This window comes from Streptomyces sp. NPDC058145 (assembly GCF_042884245.1).
Taxonomy (GTDB): Bacteria; Actinomycetota; Actinomycetes; order Streptomycetales; family Streptomycetaceae; genus Streptomyces.
The window spans coordinates 36849-58777 of record NZ_JBHVUH010000003.1 but is presented as its reverse complement, the minus strand read 5'-3'; the positions used below and the strand labels follow the sequence as shown (position 1 = coordinate 58777).

Sequence of the window (21929 nt, the reverse complement as noted above, 5' to 3'; positions counted from 1 at the left end):
GCTCTGGGTACGAGGACAGGTGCAACAGTGACCGGCCGGACCGGGCCTTCCGAGAGAGACACGCATGACCGAGCACCTGGGCGGGGCAGTGATACCGATTGGTTTCGACGTACCCGTGGAGCCGCTGAGACGCGCGGCGCACTACACCGGCGAACCCGGATGCATCGCCGAGGCGCGGTCCTTCGCGGCCCAGTTCCTGGAGCAGCTCAGGCACGAGTGGTGCGCGGGCATCGACGGCCGGACCGACGGTGAGCTGCTCCTCGTCGTGAGCGAACTGGTCACCAACGCCGACCGGCACAGCAGCGGCCCGTACATCCTGGAGCTGGAGGGCACGGACGCGTCGGTCACCGTCGCGGTCTACGACAGCAGCGCGACCCTGCCCCGGCGCTATCCGAAGAATCCCGAGCGCGTCGGCCGGCACGGTCTGGAGATCGTGCACGCGGTGGCGGCCCAGGTCACCGTGGAGCGCGTACCGGTCGGGAAGCGCGTGTGCGCGCGGGTCGAACTGAAGCGGTGAACCCTCCGGCGGTCCTGGACACGGGCTCCTGAGCGCGGTTGGACGGCCCTGCGGGGACTCGTGGGAAGGCCCCCTCTACGGCAGACGTGAGCCCGGGCGCGCCGAGCGCCCGGGCTCACGTCGTGGTGTCGTGTCAGGCGCAGCCGAGTTCGCCCAGCATCCCCTGGCGCAGCCGGGAGATGATCCGCTTGATCAGCCGGGACACGTGCATCTGGGAGCATCCCAGCCGCTCCCCGATCTCCGCCTGGGTCGCCTCCTCGACGAACCTCATGTGGATGATCTGCCGGTCGCGGTCGCTGAGCTCGTTCATGAGCGGGGCCAGCGCGTGGAAGTCCTCGACGAGCCGCAGGCCCTCCTCCTCCACGCCGATGAAGTCGGCGAGCACGGCCTCGCCGTCCTCGGGGCCGTCCCCGGTGAGCGCGGCGTCCAGGGAGGCGGAGTTGTAGCCGTTGGAGGCGAGCTGGGCCTCGACCACCTGGCTCTCGGTGATGTTCATGAGGGTGGCCAGCTCGGCGACCGTCGGGTCCCGGTCCAGCCGGCTCGACAGCTCCTCGCGGGCCCGCGCCAGCTCGACGCGCATCTCCTGCAGCCGCCGAGGCACGTGCACCGCCCAGGTGGTGTCGCGGAAGAACCGCTTGATCTCGCCCACGATGTACGGCAGCGCGAAGGAGGTGAACTCGACCTCGCGCGCGAGCTCGAACCGGTCGATGGCCTTGATCAGGCCGATCATGCCGGTCTGGACGATGTCCTCCATGTCGTCACCGCGGTTGCGGAAGCGGCCGGCCGCGAACCGCACCAGCGACATGTTCATCTCGATGAGGGTGTTGCGCGCGTACTGGTACTCGTGCGTGCCCTCCTCCAGCTCCGTCAGCCGGCGGAAGAACTGGCGGGACAGCTCCCGGGCGTCACGCGGCGCGACGGCGGCCGGGTTCGCGATGCCGGGCAGTGACGCCTCTCCCACCCTCTCCTGCTCGGTCCTCCCGACGACCTCTGCCTCCGACCGGATCCCGGCGGTTTTCATTACCTCTCCCCACGTCAGTCACGGTTCGAGCCTGCCGCATCGGACGGTGGTCCGATCCCTGCCCATGTCTTGCGTGTCCCCCGCATACCCGTAATCCGGGTACGCATGCCTGCCCACGGTGCTCACGCGCCGGGTACCCCCGTCGACCCGATGCATGCCTGCCCAGGTCCAGCCGATTTTCGCGCCTGGGGGAATCGGAGCGCGGTCCGGCGGTGACGGCCGCTTCGGCCCCTAGGCTGAGAGGGTGACCGACCAGGTGAGCAACGAAGCCCGAGTGATCCCCCTGCGCCGCGAGCCCCGCCGCCCGGACGCCGGCGGCCCGGAGCCCGCCCGCCCCGGCGCGCCGGAACCGGCGCGCGCGGAGCCCCTGTGGCGCGATCTGGTCGGGGACGTGCTGCGCCGCGAGCGGAAGGCCCAGGAGCGCACGCTCAGGGACGTCGCCGACGCGGCCCGTATCTCCCTGCCCTACCTGTCCGAGATCGAACGCGGCCGCAAGGAGGCCTCCTCCGAGGTCCTCGCGGCCGCCGCCCGCGCCCTCGGGCTCGGCCTCGGCGATCTTCTGTCGCGCACCCGGTCCGAACTGACCCGCCGCACGAGCGCGACGCCCCGCACCGCGCACCGGGCGCCGTACAACGGCCTCTGCCTGGCGGCCTGAGCGGACCCCGGCAGACCCGGTCAGCCGACCGGGCTCTCCCGCAGCCGCCGGAAGAACGCCCGGACGTCGCCGACGAGCAGGTCCGGTTCCTCCATGGCCGCGAAGTGCCCGCCCCGGTCGAACTCCGTCCACCGCGCGATGTTCTCGGTCCGGTCCGCCTTGTGGCGCAACGGGATCTGGAGTTCGGCCGGGAACAGGGCCAGGGCCGTCGGCACCGGGGACGGTTCGCCGGGCCGGGCGGCACGGCCGGTGGCGTGCGCGCGCTCGTAGTAGATACGGGCGGACGAGCCTGCCGTACCGGTCAGCCAATAGAGCATCACGTTGGTGAGCAGCAGGTCCCGGTCGACCGCCTCCTCCGGCAGATCCTTGGAATCGGTCCATTCCCGGAACTTCTCCACGATCCAGGCGAGCTGACCGACCGGGGAGTCCGTCAGCCCGTAGGCGAGGGTGTGCGGGCGCGTCGACTGGAGCACGGCGTATCCCGTGCCCTCCCGCGACCACTCCTCCCACCGGCTCCACGACCTGAGCGTGTTCTCCCGTTCCCGCGGCCCGAGCGCGCCGAGCTCCCCCTCGGTGGGCCGGGTGGCCGCCTGGGCGCCGGGCAGCAGATTGAGGTGGACGCCGGTCACCCGGTCCGGGTGGGCGCGGCCCAGCTCGCGGGAGACGGCCGCGCCCCAGTCGCCGCCCTGCGCGCCGAACCGCTCGTATCCGAGCCGCCGCATCAGCTCCGCCCAGGCGTCCGCCACCCGCCCGGCCTCCCAGCCCGGTTCCGTGGTGGGCCCGGACAGCCCGAAGCCGGGCAGGCTGGGCACGACGACGTGGAAGGCGTCGGCCGCGTCGCCGCCGTGGGCCACCGGGTCGGCGAGCGGCCCGGCCACGTCCAGGAACTCCACGACCGAACCCGGCCAGCCGTGGGTGAGGATCAGCGGGGTGGCGTCCGGCTCCGGGGAGCGCAGATGCGCGAAGTGGATGCGGGCGCCGTCGATGGTGGTGGTGAACTGAGGCCACTGGTTCAGCCGCTCCTCGGCGGCACGCCAGTCGTACTTGTGCCGCCAGTACCGGGCCAGCTCCCGCAGATAACCGACCGGGACTCCGTACTCCCAGCCCGCGTCCGGCAGTTCCGCGGGCCACCGGGTGCGGTCGAGGCGGTCGTGCAGGTCGTCGAGGTCGCTCTGCGGGACCGACAGGCGAAAGGGCCGGATGCTCTCGGCGGGCGAGGAGGTCATGGTCGTGATGCTATGCGCCGTTCCGTTCACCCCCGCGCATTGTGTCCGGCGGCCCCACCGATGAGTTCCGGGCGGACCATCGGTCGGTACAGGTGACCGCGTTCCACGCCCCCGGGAGGTACTCATGAACACCGACGGATTCACCACGTGTCTCTGGTTCGACGGCCAGGCCGAGGAGGCGGCGGAGTTCTACGTCTCCGTCTTCAAGAACTCCAGCGTCGGCCGGATCAGCCGCTACCCCGAGGGCAGCCCCGGACAGGCCGGATCGGTGATGAGCGTGGAGTTCACGGCCAACGGGCAGCAGTTCGTCGCCCTGAACGGCGGTCCCCAGTTCAGGTTCAACGAGGCGATCTCGTTCCAGCTCCACTGCTCCGACCAGCGGGAGATCGACCACTACTGGAGCCGTCTCACCGAGAACGGCGGCGAGGGTGGCCCCTGCGGCTGGCTCAAGGACCGCTACGGCGTCTCGTGGCAGGTGGTCTACGACCGGCTGATCGACATGGTGTGCGACCCGGACACGGAGAAGGCGGAGCGAGCCACCCGCGCCATGATGAGCATGGGCAAACTGGACGTCGCCGCGCTGGACAAGGCGTACGCGGGGGAGTAGCGCCGCCGGTGTCCCGCGCCCGGCGCGCGCGCCGGGCGCGGCATGACTAGCGTTCTGTACAGGGGCGGACCGATGCGGATCAGCCGAGCGGAGAGGGCCGCGACCATGGCCGTGCAACCTGAGGGAACGCCCTGCTGGGCCGATGCGATGTTCGGCGACCTCGAGAGCGCCAAGAACTTCTACGGCGAGGTCCTGGGCTGGACCTTCGGCGAGTCGTCGTCCGAGTACGGCAACTACACCCAGGCCTACGCCGACGACCAGGCGGTGGCCGCCGTGGTGCCGCCCATGCCCGGTCAGGAGGGCCAGTCGCAATGGTGCCTGTACTTCGCCTCGCCGGACGCCGCCGCCACCGCGGAGCGGATCCGGGACAACGGAGGAGAGGTGCTGATGGAGCCGATGCAGGTCGGCGAGTTCGGCACCATGTGCCTGGCCCGCGAGCCCAGCGGCGCCGTGTTCGGCGTATGGCAGGCGGGCAGCCACGAGGGCTTCGACGCCACGGCGGTGCCCGGCGCCTACTGCTGGGCGGAGGCCTTCACCCGCGACCCCGACCGCACGGACGCCTTCCTGACCGCCGTCTTCCCGTACCGGGCGAAGCGGATCGCGGACGACGCGATCGACTTCCGCATGTTCGACATCGGTGAGGAGACCGTCCTCGGCCGGATGCGGATGACCGACGACTTCCCGCCCGAGGTGCCGTCGTACATCAACGTGTACTGGACCGTCGACGACTGCGACGCGGCCGTGGCCCGGGCGACCAAGCTCGGTGCCGTCCTGCACTTCGGACCCATGACCAGCCCCTTCGGCCGGTTCGCGGCGCTCAGCGATCCGCAGGGCGCCAACTTCTCGGTGATCGATGTCAAGACCACCGAGGGCGAGATGCCGCAGATCGCGGACGGCTGACCGCCGGCCGGGGAGACGCCCGGTCCGGCGACCGCCGAGGCCGTGGCATGATCGGCCGTATGCGTGAACGTGTGGTGGCCGCGTGCGACGGGGCTTCGAAGGGAAACCCGGGACCGGCCGGATGGGCGTGGGTGGTCTCCGACGACGAGCGGACCGCGGCCCGCTGGGAGTCCGGCCCGCTCGGCCGGGCCACCAACAACGTCGCCGAGCTGACCGCTCTGGAGCGGCTGCTCACCTCCGTCGAGCCGGACGTGCCGCTGGAGGTCCGGATGGACTCCCAGTACGCGATGAAGGCCGTCACCACCTGGCTGCCCGGCTGGAAGCGCAACGGCTGGAAGACCGCGGCCGGCAAGCCGGTCGCCAACCAGGACCTCGTGGTGCGCATCGACGCGCTGCTCGACGGCCGGTCGGTCGAGTTCCGCTACGTCCCCGCCCACCAAGTGGACGGCGACCCGCTGAACGACTTCGCCGACCGCGCCGCCAGTCAGGCCGCGACCGTCCAGGAGGCGGCCGGCAGCGCGCTCGGCTCGCCGGAGCCCCCGCCCTCGCCCGACACGCCGGCGGCCGGGGCGGCGCGGAAGAAGGCACCCCGCCGCGCCGGCGGCGGGGCGACGGCCGGCTCCTCCCGCACCATCAAGGCGAAGTTCCCCGGCCGCTGCCTGTGCGGCCGCTCCTACGCGGCCGGCGAGTCCATCGCCAAGAACACGCAGGGCTGGGGCCACCCGGAGTGCCGCACCGCGGACGCCTGACCGGCGGGCCCGCGTGGGCCGCGCCGGGCGTCAGCGGTCGAACGTGTAGAACCGCGTGTGGTCCAGCAGGTCCGACGGACGCACGTCGTTCCAGGGCTTCATCGTCTCGTTCAGATCGACGACGTCCGGCGTCCCGTCCGCCGGCACGTATCCCGAGTCCGGGTGCCGGCGCTGCCACTGGGCCCACAGCTTGTCGATGTAGGCGTGGTGCAGCCAGAACACCGGGTCGTTCGGGGAGACGCCGGTGGCCATCTGGCCGCCGACCCACACATGCACCCGGTTGTGCAGGTTCACCCCGCGCCAGCCCTCCAGGTGGTTGCGGAAGCCGTCCGAGGCGCTGTTGTACGGCGCCATGTCGTACACCGGCATCGCCAGCACCGACTCCACCTCCGCGGGCGTCGGCAGCTCGCGCACGCCGGAGCCGAGCGAGCGGCGCAGGAACGAACGGCCGTCCACCCGGACGCCGATCGTCCAGTCGCCGGTGGCGGCGGCGAACGGGCCGTCCATCACCCGGCCGTCCGAGCCGCGCCCGGTACCGCCCAGGAAGTCCGGCGCCCACAGCGAGGCGCGCACCGTGCGGTCGGTGCTCCAGTCCCAGTAGGGCAGCGCCACCGAGGCGTCGACCGACTGCAGCGCCCGTTCGAAGTCCAGCAGGAATCTGCGGTGCCAGGGCAGGAATGACGGGGAGCGGTGGCCGGTCCGCTCACCGGTGTCGGTGTCGGACATGATGAAGCCGTTGTGCGTGCGGACGAACTCGTCGTAGCGTCCGCTGCGCTTGAGTTCGAGGACGGCGCCGGTGAACCGGCGCTTCTCGTCGGCGGTCAGATCGGCCTGGTTCTTGCGTACGGTCATGTGCGTGACGCTCCGGAAAGTCCTTGCGGGGGCGGTCAGTTGGCGGGGAAGGGCAGCAGCCGGGCGCCCTGCAGCTCGTCCACCGCGGCGCGGGCGGCGGCGCGCGGGGTGGGCACCGGGTCGTAGTGGCTGACCACGCTGATCCAGGTCCCGTCGGCGTTGCGCATCATGTGCAGCTCCACGCCGTCGACGAACACGGCGTAGCCGCCGCCGTGTTCGTGGTGATGGCCGCCGCCGTCCGACGGACGGCCCTGTATCCGGCGGCCCTTGTAGACCTCGTCGAAGGAGTCCGGCGCGCCGTGGTGGTGTTCGGTGGCCGGTGCGGCGGGGGCGACGAGTGTGACGACCGAGGCCGTGGCGGCGAGAGCGGCCGCCGTGGTGAGCGCGCGACGCCGGGTGAGTTCGGGCATGCGGGTCCTCCTGCGGGGGAGCGAGTGGTGACTCCTCATGCCTATCGGGCCCTCGGGGAGAGGGAGAAATCATTCGGAACCGGTTGGCTGTGATCCGGACAATTGGCCACATGTCGTGCAAGGTTGAACCAAGATGATCTTGCTGTGGCGGCGACCCGTGTCGTCGCGGAACAGGGAATTCCTTGCCGGCGTGGACGGGAACGCGGTGATCCTTCCCGTCGGCGGCCCTCCCGAGTGGCGCCGGTCACCGCGCCAGACTGGCGCGATCCGCAAACCCGCATCCGCGCCCGACTCCCTGCTACCCTGCGATCTCGTTCGAGCACGTTGAGTAATCGTCAGGGGTGTGCGCGTGAAGGTCGTCTGTGTCGGAGGCGGGCCCGCGGGCCTGTACCTCGCCATCCTGCTGAAGCGGCAGCACCCGTCCCACGACGTCACCGTCCATGAACGCGACCCGGAGGGCTCGACCTACGGCTGGGGCGTCACCTACTGGCGCGGACTGCTCGACCGGCTGCACGCCCACGACCCCGAGTCCGCGCGGGCGGTCGAGGAGAGCTCGGTGCGCTGGAACCAGGGTGTGGCGCACATCCGCGGCCGGGTGGCCCGGCAGCCCGGCGACGAGGGGCACGGCATCGGGCGCCACCGCCTGCTCGAGATCCTCGCCGGGCGCGCCCGCTCCCTCGGCGTACGGCTGGAGTTCGCCAGTGAGGTCCCGGCCGCCGCCCTGCCGGAGGCCGACCTGGTCGTGGCGGCCGACGGCGTCCACAGCGCGCTGCGCGCCCGGCACGCCGGCCACTTCGGCACCCGGCTGGAAGAGGGCCGCAACCGCTATGCCTGGCTCGGCACCACCAAGGTCTTCGACGCCTTCACGTTCGCCTTCGTGGAGACCGGGCACGGCTGGATCTGGGCCTACGGCTACAAGTACGGCGACGACCACAGCACCTGCGTCGTGGAGTGCGCCCCGGACACCCTCGCCGGTCTCGGCCTGGACCGGGCGGACCGGGGCGAGGGGCTCGCGCTGCTGGAGAAGCTCTTCGCCGGCGTGCTCGACGGTCACCCCCTCATCGACCGCTCACCGGCGGGCGGCGGCGCGCCGTGGCCGGCCTTCCGCACCCTGACCAACCGCACCTGGCACCACGGCAACCTCGTCCTGCTCGGCGACGCCGCCCACACCACCCACTACTCCATCGGCGCGGGCACCACCCTCGCCCTGGAGGACGCCATGTGCCTCGCCGCCTCCCTGCGCCGGCACGCCTCCCTGCCCGAGGCCCTGACCGCCTACGAACGGCAGCGCAGGTCCGAACTGCTCTCGGCGCAGAGCGCGGCCCGCTACAGCGCCCAGTGGTACGAGAACCTGCCGCGCTACGTCGAACTGCCCCCGCACCGGATGTTCGCCCTGCTCGGCCAGCGCCACTCCCCGCTGCTGCCCCACGTCCCGCCGCAGCTCTACTACGGCATCGACAAGGCGGCCGGCCAACTGGAGGTGCTGCGCAGGCTCAAGCGCTGGCTGGGTCCCCGGGCGGCCCGCGCCCTGCACGCCCGGTCGGCGGCCGACCGGCGCTGAGCCGGGGGCGTTGGTGAATGGCCATTCACTCGATAGGGTGAATTGTTATTCACCAACGCTTTCACGCTGCCCACAGGAGCGCCGATGGACCAGCCGGCACCGACGTCCCAGCCCGGCACCGACGCCGCGCCGCCCCGCCTGCGGGACCGGCTCACCATCCCCGTGCTGGCCTCGGGCGGCATCCTCATGGCCGTCATGCAGACGGTCGTCGTCCCCCTGCTGCCGGACCTGCCGCGGCTCACCGGGGCATCGGCGGCCACCGTCTCCTGGATGGTCACCGCGACCCTGCTCTCCGGAGCGGTGCTCACCCCCGTGCTCGGCCGGGCCGGCGACATGTACGGCAAGCGGCGGGTGCTCATCACCGCGCTCGCCCTGATGACCGCCGGCTCCGTGATGTGCGCCCTGTCCTCCGACATCCGCGTGCTCATCGCGGCCCGCGCGCTCCAGGGCGCCGCCGCCTCCGTCGTCCCGCTGTCCATCAGCATCCTGCGCGACGAACTGCCGCCGGAGCGCCGCGGCTCGGCGGTGGCGCTGATGAGCTCCACCGTCGGCATCGGCGCCGCGCTCGGCCTGCCGCTGGCCGCGCTGGTGGTGCAGTACGCCGACTGGCACACCATGTTCTGGCTGACCAGCGCCCTCGGCGCGCTCGGCGTGACGGCGACCTGGTGGGCGGTCAGGGAGTCCCCGGTGCGCGAGCCGGGCCGCTTCGACGTGCTCGGCGCGCTGGGCCTGGCCGCCGGCCTGGTGAGCCTGCTGCTGGCGGTGTCGCAGGGCGGCCAGTGGGGCTGGGGCAGCCCCCGGGTCCTCGGACTGTTCCTCGCCGCCGCCGCGGTCCTCGTCCTGTGGTGGTGGCAGCAACTGCGCACCGAGCGGCCCCTGGTGGACCTGCGCCTGGTCACCCGGCCCCGGGTGGGCCTGTCCCATGTGGCGGCCATGCTGACCGGATTCGCCTTCTACGCCAACTCGCTGGTGACCGCCCAGCTGGTGCAGGCGCCGAAGGCCTCCGGCTACGGCCTCGGCCTGTCGATCGTCGCCACCGGCCTGTGCCTGCTGCCCGGCGGCGTCACCATGCTGCTCTTCTCGCCGCTGTCCGCCCGTATCTCGGCCTCCCGCGGCCCGCGCATCACCCTCGCCCTCGGCGCCGCCGTCATCGCCTGCGGCTACGCGCTGCGCATCGCCGACAGCCGAGACCTGTGGATGATCATCCTCGGCGCCACGGTGGTGGCGACCGGCACCACCCTCGCCTACTCCGCGCTGCCGACCCTCATCCTGCGCGCCGTCCCGGCCGCCCAGACGGCCTCCGCCAACGGTGTCAACGTCCTGATGCGCACCATCGGCCAGGCCACCTCCAGCGCCGCCGTCGCCGGCGTCCTCGTCCACCACACCATCCTCGTCGGCGGTCTCCCGGTGCCCACCCTGCACGGCTACCTGCTGGCGTTCACGATGGCCGGCGCCATCGCCCTGGTCGCCTGCGCCGCGGCCCTGTCCATACCCGGCGACGGGCCCTCCGGCGGCACCCGGCGCGCTCGCGGTGCCACCCGGGGCGCCCGTGACGAGGCGATGGAGGGAGCATGAGTGCCGTGAGCACCCCATCCGGCCCCCGGTCAGCCGCACCGGCGCCCCACGAGACCGCCCCCGCGCGCCGCGACGCCGAGGCCACCAGGACGGCCATCCTCAAGGCCGCCCGGTATCTCCTGGCCCGGCACGCCCACGCCGACATCACCCTCAGGGCGGTCGCCGAACGGGCCGGGGTCAGCCCGCCGCTGATCCTGAAGTACTTCGGCAACAAGGACGCCCTCTTCGCCCGCGTGATGTCCTTCGACGCCGACGCCGACGACCTGCTCGACGCGCCCCTGGAGGAGCTGGGCCGGCACATGGTCCGGCATGTCCTGGCCAGCCAGCGCGACCGCGGCGCCGACCCGCTGGTGCGGATCGCCTTCGCCCCCCTGCACGGCGACCACGGCGAGGTCCTGCGCGCCAACTTCCGCGCCCAGGTGACCGAACGCCTCGCCGCCCGGCTCACCGGCCCCGACCGGGGACTGCGCGCCGAACTGGCCGTCGCGGGCCTGCTCGGTCTGGGCGTGATGTACGGCGTCGCCCGCGGCCCGCACCTGCGCGGGACCGACCTCGACGCCATCGCCGACCGTTACGGCCCCCTCGTCCAGGCACAGTTGACCCCCCGGGCCTGACGCCCCAGGCGGCCACCAGGCGTCCGGCGCCGTCCGCGACCGGAAGCACCCGGTCCGGCGGGCCGGGAGGCCGGATGACAGACTGGACGGTATGGACGAACGCGTGATGGACAGGTCGGGACAGTGGGCGTCGGTCGTCGGACTCGGCACCTGGCAGCTCGGCGCGGACTGGGGCGAGGTCGACGACAAGGAGGCCCTGTCCGTCCTGGAGGCGGCGGCCGAGTCCGGCGTCACCTTCTTCGACACGGCCGACGTGTACGGCGACGGGCGCAGCGAGGAGACCGTCGCCACCTTCCTGCGCAGCCGGCCGGACCTGCATGTGCTCGTGGCCACCAAGATGGGCCGCCGGGTCGAGCAGACTCCCGAGAACTACGTCCTGGACAACTTCCGCGCCTGGAACGACCGGTCCCGCCGCAACCTCGGCGTCGACCGCATCGACCTGGTGCAGCTGCACTGCCCGCCGACCCCCGTGTACTCCTCCGACGAGGTGTTCGACGCCCTCGACGCCCTGGTGGCCGAAGAGCGCGTCGCGGCGTACGGCGTGAGCGTGGAGACCTGCGCCGAGGCGCTGACCGCGATCGCCCGGCCCAACGTGGCGAGCGTGCAGATCATCCTCAACCCGTTCCGCATGAAGCCCCTCCTCGAGGTGCTCCCGGCGGCCCGGGAGGCGGGCGTCGGCATCATCGCGCGCGTGCCGCTCGCCTCCGGCCTGCTGTCCGGCAAGTACACGAAGGACACGGTCTTCGCCGCCGACGACCACCGCACCTACAACCGGCACGGCGAGGCGTTCGACCAGGGCGAGACCTTCTCCGGCGTCGACTACGCGTCCGGTGTCGAGGCGGCCGCCGAGTTCGCGGCCCTCGCCCCCGAGGGCTTCACCCCGGCCCAGCTGGCCCTGCGCTGGATCATCGAGCAGCCCGGTGTGACCACGGTCATCCCCGGCGCCCGCAACCCGGAGCAGGCCCGCGCCAACGCGGCCGCGGCCAAGCTGCCGGCCCTGTCCGCCGAGACGCACGCCGCGATCCGCGAACTGTACGACCGCCGTGTCAAGGAGCAGGTCGAACACCGCTGGTAGCCATGGTGAAACCGTCCGTTTGAACGAACGTTCACCCGGTTAAACGGATCGCATGACACAGGAGGGGCGGCGGAAGGGCCGCGACGAGACGGAGGAGGAGCGGGCCGACCGGATGTGGGGTGAACTCATCCAGGAGGTCCGCGTCGCGCAGACGGGCGTGCAGATCCTGTTCGGCTTTCTGCTGACAGTCGTCTTCCAGCCGAAGTACGCGACGCTGACCCCGACCGATCAGATCATCTACATCGTGACGGTCGTTCTGGGCGCCTGCGCGACCGGCGCCCTCATCGGCCCGGTGTCCCTGCACCGCCTGGTCTCCGGGCGGCGGGTCAAGCCGCAGGCGGTGCGCATCGCCTCCCGGCTGACCTTCGTCGGCCTCGTCCTGCTGCTCGCCACGATGACCTCATCGCTGCTGCTGATCCTGCGCGTCGCCACGCACGACGGCTACGTCCCCTACCTGGTAGCCGCCGTCGTCGCCTGGTACCTGGTGTGCTGGTACGGGCTGCCGCTGTGGGCGCGCCGCCGGCACACCGGCCGCGGCGACTGACTGACCGGTCAGCCGGCGGTCCGTGCCGCCAGGGCCGCCAGCTGACGGTCGTGCGCCCTGCTGAGCAGCAGCAGCGACAGCACCGCCCCGATCAGCGCGCAGAACATGTCCCACTGGGTGTCCCAGACATCGCCCTGGGTGGCGAGGAACGCGTCCGCACTGTGGCCGCCGATCTCGGCGGCCGCCCACTCCAGCAGCTCGAAGCAGGCGCTGAAGGCGAGACAGGCGCAGACGGTGAGCGGGGCCAGCCAGCGGCTGCCGCGCAGCGGCGAGGTACGGACGAGCAGTTCGCGCACCAGGACGGCCGGGACGAAGCCCTGCATCAGGTGGCCGAAACGGTCGTACGGGTTGCGGGAGAGGCCGAAGCCGTCCCGCACCCAGTCGCCCAGCGGCACCCGCGCGTACGTGTAGTGGCCGCCGGCGGCGAGCACCAGCGCGTGCGCGGCGAGCAGCCCGCACAACAGCCCGGTCAGCGGGAAGCGCCGCCAGACCAGCACCACCAGGGGCAGCCCGGCCAGCGCCCAGAACGTCTCCAGGAACCAGGTGGTGCGGTCGCGCACGTCCCACGCCGACACGGCGAGGCCCACGGCCACCACGCCCGCGAACAGGGCGGGCGGCACACGGCGTGGAGCGGGAAGCGGGGCGGGGCGCACTGCGGGCATGGCGGGGCTCCTTGCCGGAGGAGTCGTGGAGGTCGAAGGAGCCCCATCCTGCGGCCGGCGGATCGGCGCGGACATGAGTACGGCTACTCAGGGCGCCCCGGCCCATGACTCAGCCGGCGCCGAGGCCCGCCCACTCAGCCGACGGCCCACCCCGGCCCGCCGCTCAGCCCGTGGAGAGGATCTCCGCCAGCAGATCGTCTACCTGGACCTCCTCCTGCCCGAGCGGGACCACCTCACGGGTCTCGTGCAGGAACGCGGCGACCGCGGGCGCCCAGGCGTACACCACCGCGTGGTGGCGGCCGCCGTCGGCCCGGTAGTCGCCGAGGAACTCCATGCGCAGCTCCCGCCACCGTCCGGCGGAGACCGGACGCAGCCGGACGTCGCCGACGCCGACCGGACCGGTCAGCCCGTCGGAGAGCATCTCCCGGTCGAGCCGCCACCGGGCCAGCACCCGGCCGTCGTGGCCGAAGGCGGCGGTGACGGCGAACGGGTCCTCGGCGTCATAGCTCAGATGGGCGAGCACCGGACACCGGGCGGTGCCCGCCGCCTGGAGCTGCACCACCAGGGTCTTGTGCACGAAGCGGTTCACCAAGGTCCTCCGGAAGCAATCGGCGTAGGGACCTCTAGTACCCCGTACAGGCCCGAAATGCTCATCCGTCCGGCTCAATCCGTGCCGTCTCCTTCCGGCGCCCTCCTCCGTCAGCCGAACTCCTCGCGCAGGGCGGGCAGCAGGGTCTTCGCCGACCAGTCCAGGAACTCCGGCTGCGAGTCGCCGCCGATCTGCACCAGGGCGACCTCCCCGAACCCGGCCTCGGCGTACGGCCTCACGGCCTCCACGAAGGCGTCCGGGTCGTCGCCGCAGGGGATGGCGGAGGCGACGTCATCGGTGGTCACGAACTGGGTCGCGGCCTCGAAGGAGTCCGGGTGCGGCAGCTCGGCGTTCACCTTCCAGCCCAGGCCGAACCAGCGGAACTGGGCGTGCGCCCGCTTGACCGCGGTGTCCCGGTCGGGGTCGTAGCACACCGGCAACTGGCCCACCCGGGGCTTGCCGGTGCCGCCGTGCCGGTCGAAGGCCTCCAGCAGTCCCTTCTTCGGCTCGGTGGCGATGACCAGGTCGGCGAGGTGCCCGGCGAGCTTGCAGGACTGTTCGCCGGAGACCGCGAGGCCGATCGGCGGTGCCTGGTCCGGCAGGTCCCACAGCCGGGCCGAGTCCACGTCGTAGTGCGTGCCGTGATGGGTGACATGGCCGCCCTCCAGCAGCGCGCGGATGATCTCCATCGCTTCTTCCAGCATCTCGTGGCGCACGTCCACCGGGGGCCAGCCGCCGCCCACCACGTGCTCGTTGAGGTTCTCGCCCGCGCCCAGCCCGAGCCGGAACCTGCCCTCGGACAGCAACTGCATCGTCGCCGCCTTCTGCGCCACCACGGCGGGGTGATAGCGGATCAGCGGGCAGGTCACATAGGTCATCAGCGGGATGCGCGTAGTGGCCTGCGCCGCGGCGCCGAGCACGCTCCACGCGTACGGGGCGTGACCCTGGGAACGCAGCCACGGGAAGTAGTGGTCCGAGGTCACCGAGAAGTCGAAGCCCGCCTCCTCGGCCCGCACCAGGTGGTCCACCAGGTCCCGGGGGCCGGCCTGCTCGGTCATCATCGTGTATCCGATTTGCACCATACGACGCGAGTCCCCGGGCTGCCGGAGGGAAAACGGCCGGGGGCGCCGGTCAGTCCTTCGGCTCACGGAAGGTCCCCAGGAAGGTCTTCAGCGCGATCGTGCCGGCGGAGTCGCCCCAGTCCGCGGCCGGTGTGGTGTACCGCAGCGAGAAGCCGCGCCCGCCGCCCAGGAGGAAGCCCCGCCCGAGGGTGTGCGTCCGGGCGGCGCCTGAGCCGGCCACCCATTCCAGATCGGCGGCCCGGTGCGTCCGGTAGGTGAGGGCCCGCACGGTGCCGATCCGGTGGTAGCCGGGAAGCCGCGCCAGCGCCGGTTCGACCTCGTCGCGCCAGACGGCGACCGGGTCCGGGCCGACGCGCTCGCTGTAGGTGACGGCGAGCGTGGGGGAGGCGTCGCCGGTGCCGAAGGTGACGCGGTAGGCGTGCTCGGGCGCGCGCGAGGTGGCCAGCCGCTTCCAGCCTTCCGGCAGAGCCACGGAGAAGCCCTCCGGAGCGGTGTAGAGCCGGTAGCCGGCCGGCAGGGCGGGGGAGCGGGTCGGGCCGGGGCTCGCACCGGGGCCGGGACGGCCGTCGCCGGTGCGGCCGGGCGGCGGGGTGGCCGTGGCGGTGGTCCGGGACGGTGCGGCCGCGGTGGAGGTGCCGGGCAGCCGGTGGGTCACGGCCAGCACGGCGGCCGCGACCGTGACCACGGCCAGGGCGGTCCCGGCCACCAGCAGCCGTCTGCCCGGAGCCCGGGCGGCGTGCCGCACGGCCGCGTACGCGTCGCGCAGCCGGGGCGCGGGCGCGAGGCACCGGTCCGCGTCGGAGTCCTCGTCGAGGGCCCGGATCAGGGCGTCGCGGACGACGCCCCGGTTCAGCCGCTCGCGGGAGTCCTTGCGCAGCAGCCCCTGGACGGCCTGGGTGAGCGGGCCGGTGCGCAGCGGGGTGCGCAGGGGCAGCCGGTCAACTGCCCGCAGGGTGGCGTCGGGCCGGCCGCGGTCGCGGAAGGGCGGACGCCCCTCGACCATCGTGTAGAGGATCGCGCCCAGCGCCCACAGGTCGGCGGCCGGTCCGACGCGCTCGTCGCGGGCCTGTTCCGGCGAGGCGTACGAGGGCGCCGTCAGCCGCGGGGCCAGCGTCGTGCCCGCCAGCCCGAACCCGGCCACCAGGACCGGCCCGCCGTCCCGGACGAAGACCTGGCCGGGGCTCAGCTCGCCGTGGGTGATGCCCTCGTCGTGCGCCGCCTGCAGCACGTCGAGGATCTCCAGGCCCAGCCGTGCCGCCCGGACCGGGTGGAACGGGCCCTCCCGGTCCAGGAGTTCGCCGAGCGGTGTGCCCTCGATCCGGTCCGTGACCGTCCACAGGGTGCCCGCCTCCACGACGGCGTCGACGACCGTGGCGACCCGCCCGGGGCACAGCAGCCGCATGATCTCGGAGGTCCGCATCACCCGGGCCGTGGCGCGCCGTACGGTGTCCGCGTCGGCGGCCTCCGGCAGCTCGGTCCGCGCCATCAGCCGGGGCTGCCCGGACGCCACGTCCTCGGCGTACCACCACAGCCGGTTCGTCTCGCGGGCGAGGACCTCGAGCAGCCGGTACCGGCCGGCGACCGGCTCGTGTGCGACGTGCGCCTTGACCATGGTCATCCCTCGCTGAGACCCCAGACTCGACTTGCCCAGAGGTACGCGGGGTGCGCCGGGGTGCGTTCAAAGGATCCGCGACTCCGGCCCCGTTCCTGCCTTTTATTCAACGCGTCGACAGGGCCGGTGGGTTTACGAAGACCGCACACGGCCGGGCATCCACCTGCGGGTTACCGACGGTAGATGCCCGGCCGTACAGCGCGTTCCCCGGCTGTGGCGGCGTGTTTCAGAGCAGCCCGAAGCGGTCCGCCCAGCCGAAGAGCTCCCCGGGTGCCGCGTTGCCCCCGCACACCACGAGCCCGAGCCGGGCTCCGTCGCCGACGCGGGCCAGCACCCGCCGGGCGGCCGGCAGCAGACAGCCGGCGGCCGGTTCGGTCCACAGCTTGGCCCGCTCGGCGAGGTCCAGGCAGCCCTGCACCGCCTCCCGGTCCGGGACCACCAGGACCTCCTCGACCAGCGCCGACACATGGTCGTACGTCAGCCGCGACACGGAGGGCGCGCTCAGCGTGGTGACGAGCGAGGACACCGGCACCTGCCGGGGACCGCCCGCCCTGAGCGCGCCGGACATGGCCTCGGCGCCCTCAGTCTCCACGCCCCACACCCGCACCTCCGGGCAGCGGGCGCGCAGTGCGGCCGCCACACCGGCGATCAGACCGCCGCCGCCCACGCTGACCAGGACGTCCGTCGGCCCGCCGGCGCCGGCGGCGTCCTCGGCCAGCTCCAGTCCCACGGTGCCCTGCCCGGCGATCACGACCGGATCGTCGAACGGGTGGACCAGGGTCAGCCCCTCGTCCCGCAGGTCCATCACCAGCTCGAAGGCGCTGTCCATGCCGTCGGTCAGCCGCACCGACGCCCCGGCCGCCTCGGCCAGCCCGATGGACCGCGCGGGCGCGGTGCGCGGCATGACCACGGTCGCCTTCACGTCCAGGGCCGCCGCCATCTCCGCGACCGCGATCCCGTGGTTGCCGCCGCTGACCGCCACCACGCCGGCCGCGCGCTCGGCCCCGCTCAGCGACAGCAGCTTGGCCGTCGCGCCGCGCGCCTTGAACGATCCGGTGCGCTGCAGCAGTTCGAGCTTCGCGGTGACCGGGACGCCGAGCAGGTCCGTGAGTCCGGGGCTCGGCACGGTCGGCGTCCGTACGACGTGGCCGGCGATCCGCCGTGCGGCGGCTTCGATGTCCGGGAGGCCGATCAGGCTGGTCAAGGTCGTTCACCTTCCCGGCGCGGGACTGGGAACCGCGCCGTCGGCACCCTGGCCCGCGGACACGCGCGAGTCAACTCTCAGAGGTCGCGGTCCTCCAGGTGGTCCAGCAGGCCGAGCAGCTCTCCGGCGGCGCCCGCGGCCGGCGGCAGTCCGGAGATCAGCTCCCGCGCGACGGCCGTGTGCGCGCGGGCCTCCGCCAGCGCCGCCGCCCGGCCGCCCGCCTCCTCGATCAGCGCGGCCGCCTCCTCGGCCCGTCCCGCCGGACCCAGCAGCGCGGGCAGGTGACGGGCGGCGGGGGAGCCGAGGGCGAACAGCACCGGGAAGGTCTTCTTGCCCTCCCGCAGATCGCCGCCCACCGGCTTGCCGGTGACCTCCGGGTCGCCCCAGATGCCCAGCACGTCGTCCACGAGCTGGAAGGCGACGCCCAGATGCCGTCCGGCCCGGTCCAGCGCGGTGACGGCCGGCTCCCCGGCCCCGCCGAGCGCCGCGCCCAGCGCGGCGGCGCAGCCGAGCAGCGCGCCCGTCTTGTGCTCCGCCATCGCCCGGTACTCCCCAGGTGTCACCCGCTCCGGGCCGGCGCAGGGCCGCGCGGCGAACAGCAGGTCGTCGGCCTGCCCGCGGACCAGGTCGGCCAGGGCGGCGGAGAGCAGCCGTACGCCGCCGGGACCGCCGGGCGCGGCGGCCAGCGTCTCCACGGCCAGCGCGAACAGGGCGTCCCCGGCGAGCACCGCCGGACCCGTGCCGTACGCCTTCCACACCGAGGGGCGGCGTCGCCGGGTCGCGTCGCCGTCCATGATGTCGTCGTGCAGCAGCGAGAAGGCGTGCACCAGCTCCACCGCGACCGCCGCCGGGATCCCGGCCCGCCCGTCGGCGCCCGCCGCCTCCGCGCCGAGCACCGCGAGCGCCTGGCGCACCCCCTTGCCGCCCGGCGCGGCGGCGGGCGCGCCGCCCACCTCGCACCAGCCGAAGGAGTACGCGGCCATCTCGGCCACCCAGGGATGCAGCCGCCCCACCGCCTCCGCCAGGGCCGGACGCACCAGCGCCCGGCAGCGGTCGAGGGTGCCCAGGGCCGAGGGCGGTGCCTGCACCGCCGGGGGGAGCGCGCTCACCGTACGGCCTCCGCGTCCAGGCCGAACTCCCGCTGCGCCCGGGCGACCATCTCCCGCGCGTGCCGCAGCCCGGCGCGCTCCAGCACCCGGGCCAGGTCGGCGAGTTCGGCCGCCGTCTCGGCGCGGTCGCGGCCCAGGTGGGCCAGCGACTTGGCGAGGCCGAGCCGGGACAGCGCCTCGCCGCGCGGCTCGCTCATCGCCCGGAACTCCTCCAGGGCCAGCTCGTACAGCTCCCGGGCCTCGGGGTAACGGCCGGCGCGGTAGAAGACGTTGCCGCGCATCTTGTGGTTGTAGGCGAGCGCGCTGGAGAGGTTCATCGCCCGGCAGGTGGTCTCAGCCCGCGACAGCAGCTCCAGCGCCCGCTCGGTGTCGCCGTCGCGGACCGAGACGATGTCGGCCAGGCCGCGCAGCGCCCAGGCGTGGCCGCGCCGGTCCTCGGCCCGCTCGGCTATCTCCGCCGCCTCCTCGAACAGCGCGTACGCCCGGTCGTGGTCGCCGGTGTTGCGGTGCATCTGCGCGATGCCCTCGAGCGCCCACACGGTGTGCCGGGCCTCCCCGCGCCTGCGGGCCTCGGCGAGCAGCTGCTCGTGCAGCCGGCCGACCGCCTCGTAGTCGCCCTGGATGCGCCCGGTCTCCGCGAGGCCTGCCAGCGAGTAGCCGCGGACCACGATGTCGCCGCCCCGCTCGCCGAGTTCGGCCGCGAGCCCCAGCAGCCGCCACGCCAGCGGGAACGCCCCACGCTGCCGGGCCAGGGTGCCGCCGCTCCACAGTGCCCACGCCATCGCGGCCGTGTCACCAGCCTCCCGGGCGGCGCGGTAGCTCGCCTTCCAGGCCCGGTCGGCGTCCCGCACCCGGCCGAGCCGCCGGTGTGCCTCGGCGACGGCGAGCCCGCAGCGGGCCGCCTCGCCCGCCAGGCCGGACCGCTCGGCCTGGCGCAGCCGCTCGGTGCCCTCGGCCAGTACGTCGACCAGCGAGGAGTTCACGGACAGGGTGGTCAGGGCGCCCTGGTACTCCGGGGCGAAAGCCTTGCCGTACATGCATGCCCTTCTATACACGACGTGTATACGCAGTGTGTATAGCACGCCGGAAAAGTGCCCCGGCCCGCAGGCCGGGGCACGGTCTGTCGTGGGTCAAGACGCCGGTACGCGGAGCGGGGTTGCCCGTGCGGCGCAGATCACTCCACGGGGCGTCAGTGCTGCTGCGCCTTCTGCGGCGTCGCCTCGCTCGGCCGCACCACGACGAACCCCTCGCCCTGGAGCATCAGTTGCACCGCCTCGCCCGAACCGCCGCGCAGCATCGAGCCGAGGGACTGCGAGCGGTGCAGCGAGGTCTGCAGGTGCGCGGTCCAGCCGACCACCGCGTCGGTGTCGACGTACACCGGGTACTGCGCCGAGACGGGTATCACCAGCGGGTTGCCCTCGCAGACCAGGCCGAGCCGGCCCTGTCCGCTGAACACGCTGTTGAACAGGCCGCCGCCGGCGATGCCCGACCCCTTCACGGTCTTGATCTCGTACGACAGCGAGGCGTCGAAGCACAGCACGTTGCGGCCGTTGACGGTGAACCGGTCGCCCGGCTCTACCTCGACGATGAAACAGTTCTGCGCCTCGTGCGCGAACCAGACCTCGCCCTGGCCGCGCACCGCCATCAGGGGCAGCCCCTCGCCGGTGACCGCGCGCTTGAGCATCCCGCCGACGCCCTGGCCCTTGCGCTCGAACTGGAGGTTGCCGCGGTGGGCGATCATCGCGCCCTGGCGGGCGTGCATCTCGCCGTTCACCGCGTACTTGATGCACTTGGCGTTCTCGACGGTCATGCCGGCCTCGACGGCCGGCTGCACCACGTGCTCACTGGAAAAGAGGGAACCCTTCATGCGGGGCATGGTGTCCCGGACGGACTCGTTCCGCCAAGATCACGGCACGTGCCCGTCCGGCCACCGAGTCCCCCTGCCGCGCCAGGTCCCGTTACTGCTTCAGATCCCGCTCCCCGGCGGCCGCGCGCGGCGCCTTGCCGGTGCCCTTCCCGGTGCTCTTGCCGCAGAAGGCCGACTCCAGCGTGCCCGCCAGCGCGCCGAGCACCTTCGCGTTGTTGGAGGTGTTGGCGGCGGCCGTGAGAGCCCGCTTGCCGTCCTTCGAGGCGAACGCGTACGTGTAGAAGCCCTGGACGGCGCCCGTGTGCCCGTACACCGAGACGCCGCAGGACAGGTCGCGCCGGCGCAGCCCGAGCCCGTACGACGTGGTGGCGTCGACCCGGGTGAAGCGCTCCATCTCCGCGAGCCGGGCGGAGGAGAGCAGCTTGCCGCGCAGCAGCGCGGAGTAGAAGGTGTTCAGGTCCCTGGCGCTGGAGATGAGCGCGCCCGCGCTCTGCGCCCAGGACACCGTCTGATCGGTCGCGTCGACCAGTTTCGCGCCGGCGGCGTCGGGGGTGAGGTAGCCGTGGGCGTGCCGGCCCGGGATCTTCGTGTCCGGGTGCACGTAGAACGTGTCGCGCAGCCCGAGCGGGGAGATCAGCCGCTTCTCGTAGGCGCTGCGCACGGAACTTCCGGTGAGCTTCTCGATGAGCAGGCCGGCGACGACGTAGTTGGTGTTCGAGTAGGAGTAGGCGGCGCCGGGCGCGTTGGTGCGGGGCTTCCTCAGCGACAGGGCGACCAGGTCGCGGTAGCCGAAGACCTTGTTACGGACCGCCTCGAAGCCGGACACGCTCTGGGCGAACATGTCGTCGCTGTAGTCGTACAGGCCGCTGCGGTGGCTCAGCACGTGCCGGACCGTGATGCGGTCGTCCGGCAGCAGCTTCGGCAGATACCGGTTGACCGGGGCGTCCAGGTCCAGCTTGTGCTCGTCGGCCAGTTGCAGCAGGACCACGGCGGAGAAGGACTTGGTGACGCTGCCGATGCGGAACCGGTCCGCGGCGCTGATGCCCTGACGGGTGCTCCGGTCGGCGAAGCCGCGGGTCACCAGGTAGGAGTCGTCGCCGTCGTCGACGCGCGCCAGCGCGCCCGGGGCGCCCTGGTTCACCACCGAGTGCAGTGCCGCGTCCAGGCCCCCGACGTCGGGTGCGGGCAGCGCCGCCGCCGCTCGGGCGTCCGCCTCCGGGGTCACGGCCCGGGCCGGGACCGTGAGCAGCGACAGGACGGCCGCTCCGAGTACCGCACCCCTGCCCACCATTGCTGAGACCATCCGGCTCCACTCCCGTCCTAGCGGTTCGCGATGCGACATCGGTCACATTCCGGCCTGGAACCTAGGGGATTGCGGCAACGTCTCCACAGTCGACACACAGTTGGTCATCTCGTGATCACCCTGTGGCAGGCATTTGTAAAGGATTGCCATAGAAGACCGCGAAATGGATCATTCCGCCTTTACGTGTGCATGACT

General features: G+C 72.9%; 23 protein-coding genes. 10 read left to right on the top strand and 13 right to left on the bottom strand.

Annotated elements, in window-relative coordinates:
- The first annotated feature begins 64 nt into the window (after positions 1-64).
- Positions 65-517 carry an ATP-binding protein gene (locus ACFVVO_RS07100; RefSeq protein ID WP_390052463.1) on the top strand — a complete coding sequence of 151 codons (453 nt, stop codon included), beginning with the start codon at positions 65-67 and terminating at the stop codon, positions 515-517.
- A gap of 133 nt (positions 518-650) precedes the next feature.
- Here ACFVVO_RS07100 and ACFVVO_RS07095 read toward each other — a convergent pair whose 3' ends face one another.
- Positions 651-1538 carry an RNA polymerase sigma factor SigF gene (locus ACFVVO_RS07095; protein WP_390052462.1) on the bottom strand — a complete coding sequence of 296 codons (888 nt, stop codon included), beginning with the start codon at positions 1536-1538 and terminating at the stop codon, positions 651-653.
- A gap of 244 nt (positions 1539-1782) precedes the next feature.
- Here ACFVVO_RS07095 and ACFVVO_RS07090 point away from each other — a divergent pair, with 244 nt between their 5' ends.
- Complete coding sequence (locus ACFVVO_RS07090; RefSeq protein ID WP_390052461.1) at positions 1783-2193, top strand: helix-turn-helix domain-containing protein; 411 nt, start codon at positions 1783-1785, stop codon at positions 2191-2193.
- A 20-nt stretch (positions 2194-2213) separates the two neighbouring features.
- On the opposite strand, the gene ACFVVO_RS07085 is transcribed toward ACFVVO_RS07090, so the two are convergent.
- The gene (locus tag ACFVVO_RS07085; RefSeq protein WP_390052459.1) at positions 2214-3419 is read right to left on the bottom strand and encodes an epoxide hydrolase family protein; all 1206 of its coding nucleotides are present in this window, start codon (positions 3417-3419) and stop codon (positions 2214-2216) included.
- Positions 3420-3543: 124 nt separating this feature from the next.
- Here ACFVVO_RS07085 and ACFVVO_RS07080 point away from each other — a divergent pair, with 124 nt between their 5' ends.
- The 3 genes from ACFVVO_RS07080 to ACFVVO_RS07070 all read left to right on the top strand — a co-directional run bounded on the left by ACFVVO_RS07080 (position 3544) and on the right by ACFVVO_RS07070 (position 5675).
- Positions 3544-4026, top strand: a complete 483-nt coding sequence (locus tag ACFVVO_RS07080; RefSeq protein ID WP_390052457.1) for a VOC family protein — start codon at positions 3544-3546, stop codon at positions 4024-4026.
- 105 nt (positions 4027-4131) lie between these two features.
- Positions 4132-4926, top strand: a complete 795-nt coding sequence (locus ACFVVO_RS07075; RefSeq protein WP_390052455.1) for a VOC family protein — start codon at positions 4132-4134, stop codon at positions 4924-4926.
- Positions 4927-4973: 47 nt separating this feature from the next.
- Positions 4974-5675 carry a ribonuclease H gene (locus tag ACFVVO_RS07070; protein WP_390052454.1) on the top strand — a complete coding sequence of 234 codons (702 nt, stop codon included), beginning with the start codon at positions 4974-4976 and terminating at the stop codon, positions 5673-5675.
- 30 nt (positions 5676-5705) lie between these two features.
- On the opposite strand, the gene ACFVVO_RS07065 is transcribed toward ACFVVO_RS07070, so the two are convergent.
- Both ACFVVO_RS07065 and ACFVVO_RS07060 read right to left on the bottom strand, forming a co-directional pair.
- The gene (locus ACFVVO_RS07065) at positions 5706-6527 is read right to left on the bottom strand and encodes a tyrosinase family protein (RefSeq protein ID WP_390052452.1); all 822 of its coding nucleotides are present in this window, start codon (positions 6525-6527) and stop codon (positions 5706-5708) included.
- A 35-nt stretch (positions 6528-6562) separates the two neighbouring features.
- Positions 6563-6937 carry a tyrosinase cofactor gene (locus ACFVVO_RS07060; RefSeq protein WP_390052450.1) on the bottom strand — a complete coding sequence of 125 codons (375 nt, stop codon included), beginning with the start codon at positions 6935-6937 and terminating at the stop codon, positions 6563-6565.
- A gap of 343 nt (positions 6938-7280) precedes the next feature.
- On the opposite strand from ACFVVO_RS07060, the gene ACFVVO_RS07055 reads away from it, so the two are divergent.
- The 5 genes from ACFVVO_RS07055 to ACFVVO_RS07035 all read left to right on the top strand — a co-directional run bounded on the left by ACFVVO_RS07055 (position 7281) and on the right by ACFVVO_RS07035 (position 12306).
- The gene (locus ACFVVO_RS07055; protein WP_390052448.1) at positions 7281-8498 is read left to right on the top strand and encodes an FAD-dependent monooxygenase; all 1218 of its coding nucleotides are present in this window, start codon (positions 7281-7283) and stop codon (positions 8496-8498) included.
- Between the two features lie 84 nt (positions 8499-8582).
- The gene (locus tag ACFVVO_RS07050) at positions 8583-10073 is read left to right on the top strand and encodes an MFS transporter (protein ID WP_390052446.1); all 1491 of its coding nucleotides are present in this window, start codon (positions 8583-8585) and stop codon (positions 10071-10073) included.
- A complete protein-coding gene (locus ACFVVO_RS07045) occupies positions 10070-10687 on the top strand; it encodes a TetR family transcriptional regulator (RefSeq protein ID WP_390052445.1) in 618 nt (205 codons plus the stop codon). The genes ACFVVO_RS07050 and ACFVVO_RS07045 overlap by 4 nt, the downstream gene beginning before the upstream one ends.
- Before the next feature lie 91 nt (positions 10688-10778).
- The gene (locus ACFVVO_RS07040; protein WP_390052444.1) at positions 10779-11762 is read left to right on the top strand and encodes an aldo/keto reductase; all 984 of its coding nucleotides are present in this window, start codon (positions 10779-10781) and stop codon (positions 11760-11762) included.
- Between the two features lie 52 nt (positions 11763-11814).
- On the top strand, positions 11815-12306 hold the full coding sequence (locus tag ACFVVO_RS07035) for a DUF6328 family protein (protein ID WP_390052442.1): 492 nt from the start codon (positions 11815-11817) through the stop codon (positions 12304-12306).
- A gap of 8 nt (positions 12307-12314) precedes the next feature.
- Here the strand turns inward: ACFVVO_RS07035 and ACFVVO_RS07030 are convergent, their stop codons facing one another.
- From ACFVVO_RS07030 to ACFVVO_RS06990, 9 genes are all read right to left on the bottom strand, one after another.
- On the bottom strand, positions 12315-12968 hold the full coding sequence (locus ACFVVO_RS07030) for a DUF2238 domain-containing protein (RefSeq protein WP_390052440.1): 654 nt from the start codon (positions 12966-12968) through the stop codon (positions 12315-12317).
- Positions 12969-13131: 163 nt separating this feature from the next.
- A complete protein-coding gene (locus ACFVVO_RS07025; protein WP_390052439.1) occupies positions 13132-13557 on the bottom strand; it encodes an SsgA family sporulation/cell division regulator in 426 nt (141 codons plus the stop codon).
- Between the two features lie 110 nt (positions 13558-13667).
- The gene (locus ACFVVO_RS07020) at positions 13668-14639 is read right to left on the bottom strand and encodes an LLM class F420-dependent oxidoreductase (protein ID WP_390052437.1); all 972 of its coding nucleotides are present in this window, start codon (positions 14637-14639) and stop codon (positions 13668-13670) included.
- 49 nt (positions 14640-14688) lie between these two features.
- Positions 14689-16257, bottom strand: a complete 1569-nt coding sequence (locus ACFVVO_RS07015) for a serine/threonine protein kinase (RefSeq protein WP_390052435.1) — start codon at positions 16255-16257, stop codon at positions 14689-14691.
- A 220-nt stretch (positions 16258-16477) separates the two neighbouring features.
- Positions 16478-17446 (bottom strand): threonine/serine dehydratase, encoded by a 969-nt coding sequence (locus ACFVVO_RS07010; RefSeq protein WP_390053348.1) that lies wholly within the window; start codon positions 17444-17446, stop codon positions 16478-16480.
- A gap of 86 nt (positions 17447-17532) precedes the next feature.
- Positions 17533-18564 carry a polyprenyl synthetase family protein gene (locus ACFVVO_RS07005; protein ID WP_390052433.1) on the bottom strand — a complete coding sequence of 344 codons (1032 nt, stop codon included), beginning with the start codon at positions 18562-18564 and terminating at the stop codon, positions 17533-17535.
- Entirely contained in the window at positions 18561-19601 is a 1041-nt protein-coding gene (locus tag ACFVVO_RS07000; RefSeq protein ID WP_390052432.1) for a tetratricopeptide repeat protein, read from the bottom strand. Before ACFVVO_RS07000 ends, ACFVVO_RS07005 begins: the two co-directional genes overlap by 4 nt.
- Positions 19602-19753: 152 nt before the next feature.
- Positions 19754-20431 carry an AIM24 family protein gene (locus ACFVVO_RS06995; protein ID WP_390052430.1) on the bottom strand — a complete coding sequence of 226 codons (678 nt, stop codon included), beginning with the start codon at positions 20429-20431 and terminating at the stop codon, positions 19754-19756.
- Between the two features lie 91 nt (positions 20432-20522).
- Positions 20523-21734: a serine hydrolase domain-containing protein gene (locus ACFVVO_RS06990; RefSeq protein WP_390052428.1), complete on the bottom strand. Its 1212-nt coding sequence runs from the start codon at positions 21732-21734 to the stop codon at positions 20523-20525.
- Positions 21735-21929 lie beyond the last annotated feature (195 nt).

Bases quoted from the DNA above. Each gene is read 5' to 3' on its own strand.
- ACFVVO_RS07015 (WP_390052435.1), bottom strand. From the start codon at position 16,257: ATGACCATGGTCAAGGCGCACGTCGCACACGAGCCGGTCGCCGGCCGG.
- ACFVVO_RS07070 (WP_390052454.1), top strand. From the start codon at position 4,974: ATGATCGGCCGTATGCGTGAACGTGTGGTGGCCGCGTGCGACGGGGCT.
- ACFVVO_RS07075 (WP_390052455.1), top strand. From the start codon at position 4,132: ATGGCCGTGCAACCTGAGGGAACGCCCTGCTGGGCCGATGCGATGTTC.
- ACFVVO_RS07030 (WP_390052440.1), bottom strand. From the start codon at position 12,968: ATGCCCGCAGTGCGCCCCGCCCCGCTTCCCGCTCCACGCCGTGTGCCG.
- ACFVVO_RS07050 (WP_390052446.1), top strand. From the start codon at position 8,583: ATGGACCAGCCGGCACCGACGTCCCAGCCCGGCACCGACGCCGCGCCG.
- ACFVVO_RS07060 (WP_390052450.1), bottom strand. From the start codon at position 6,937: ATGCCCGAACTCACCCGGCGTCGCGCGCTCACCACGGCGGCCGCTCTC.
- ACFVVO_RS07000 (WP_390052432.1), bottom strand. From the start codon at position 19,601: ATGTACGGCAAGGCTTTCGCCCCGGAGTACCAGGGCGCCCTGACCACC.
- ACFVVO_RS07085 (WP_390052459.1), bottom strand. From the start codon at position 3,419: ATGACCTCCTCGCCCGCCGAGAGCATCCGGCCCTTTCGCCTGTCGGTC.
- ACFVVO_RS06995 (WP_390052430.1), bottom strand. From the start codon at position 20,431: ATGAAGGGTTCCCTCTTTTCCAGTGAGCACGTGGTGCAGCCGGCCGTC.
- ACFVVO_RS07080 (WP_390052457.1), top strand. From the start codon at position 3,544: ATGAACACCGACGGATTCACCACGTGTCTCTGGTTCGACGGCCAGGCC.
- ACFVVO_RS07045 (WP_390052445.1), top strand. From the start codon at position 10,070: ATGAGTGCCGTGAGCACCCCATCCGGCCCCCGGTCAGCCGCACCGGCG.
- ACFVVO_RS07040 (WP_390052444.1), top strand. From the start codon at position 10,779: ATGGACGAACGCGTGATGGACAGGTCGGGACAGTGGGCGTCGGTCGTC.
- ACFVVO_RS07100 (WP_390052463.1), top strand. From the start codon at position 65: ATGACCGAGCACCTGGGCGGGGCAGTGATACCGATTGGTTTCGACGTA.
- ACFVVO_RS07095 (WP_390052462.1), bottom strand. From the start codon at position 1,538: ATGAAAACCGCCGGGATCCGGTCGGAGGCAGAGGTCGTCGGGAGGACC.
- ACFVVO_RS06990 (WP_390052428.1), bottom strand. From the start codon at position 21,734: ATGGTCTCAGCAATGGTGGGCAGGGGTGCGGTACTCGGAGCGGCCGTC.
- ACFVVO_RS07035 (WP_390052442.1), top strand. From the start codon at position 11,815: ATGACACAGGAGGGGCGGCGGAAGGGCCGCGACGAGACGGAGGAGGAG.
- ACFVVO_RS07065 (WP_390052452.1), bottom strand. From the start codon at position 6,527: ATGACCGTACGCAAGAACCAGGCCGATCTGACCGCCGACGAGAAGCGC.
- ACFVVO_RS07020 (WP_390052437.1), bottom strand. From the start codon at position 14,639: ATGGTGCAAATCGGATACACGATGATGACCGAGCAGGCCGGCCCCCGG.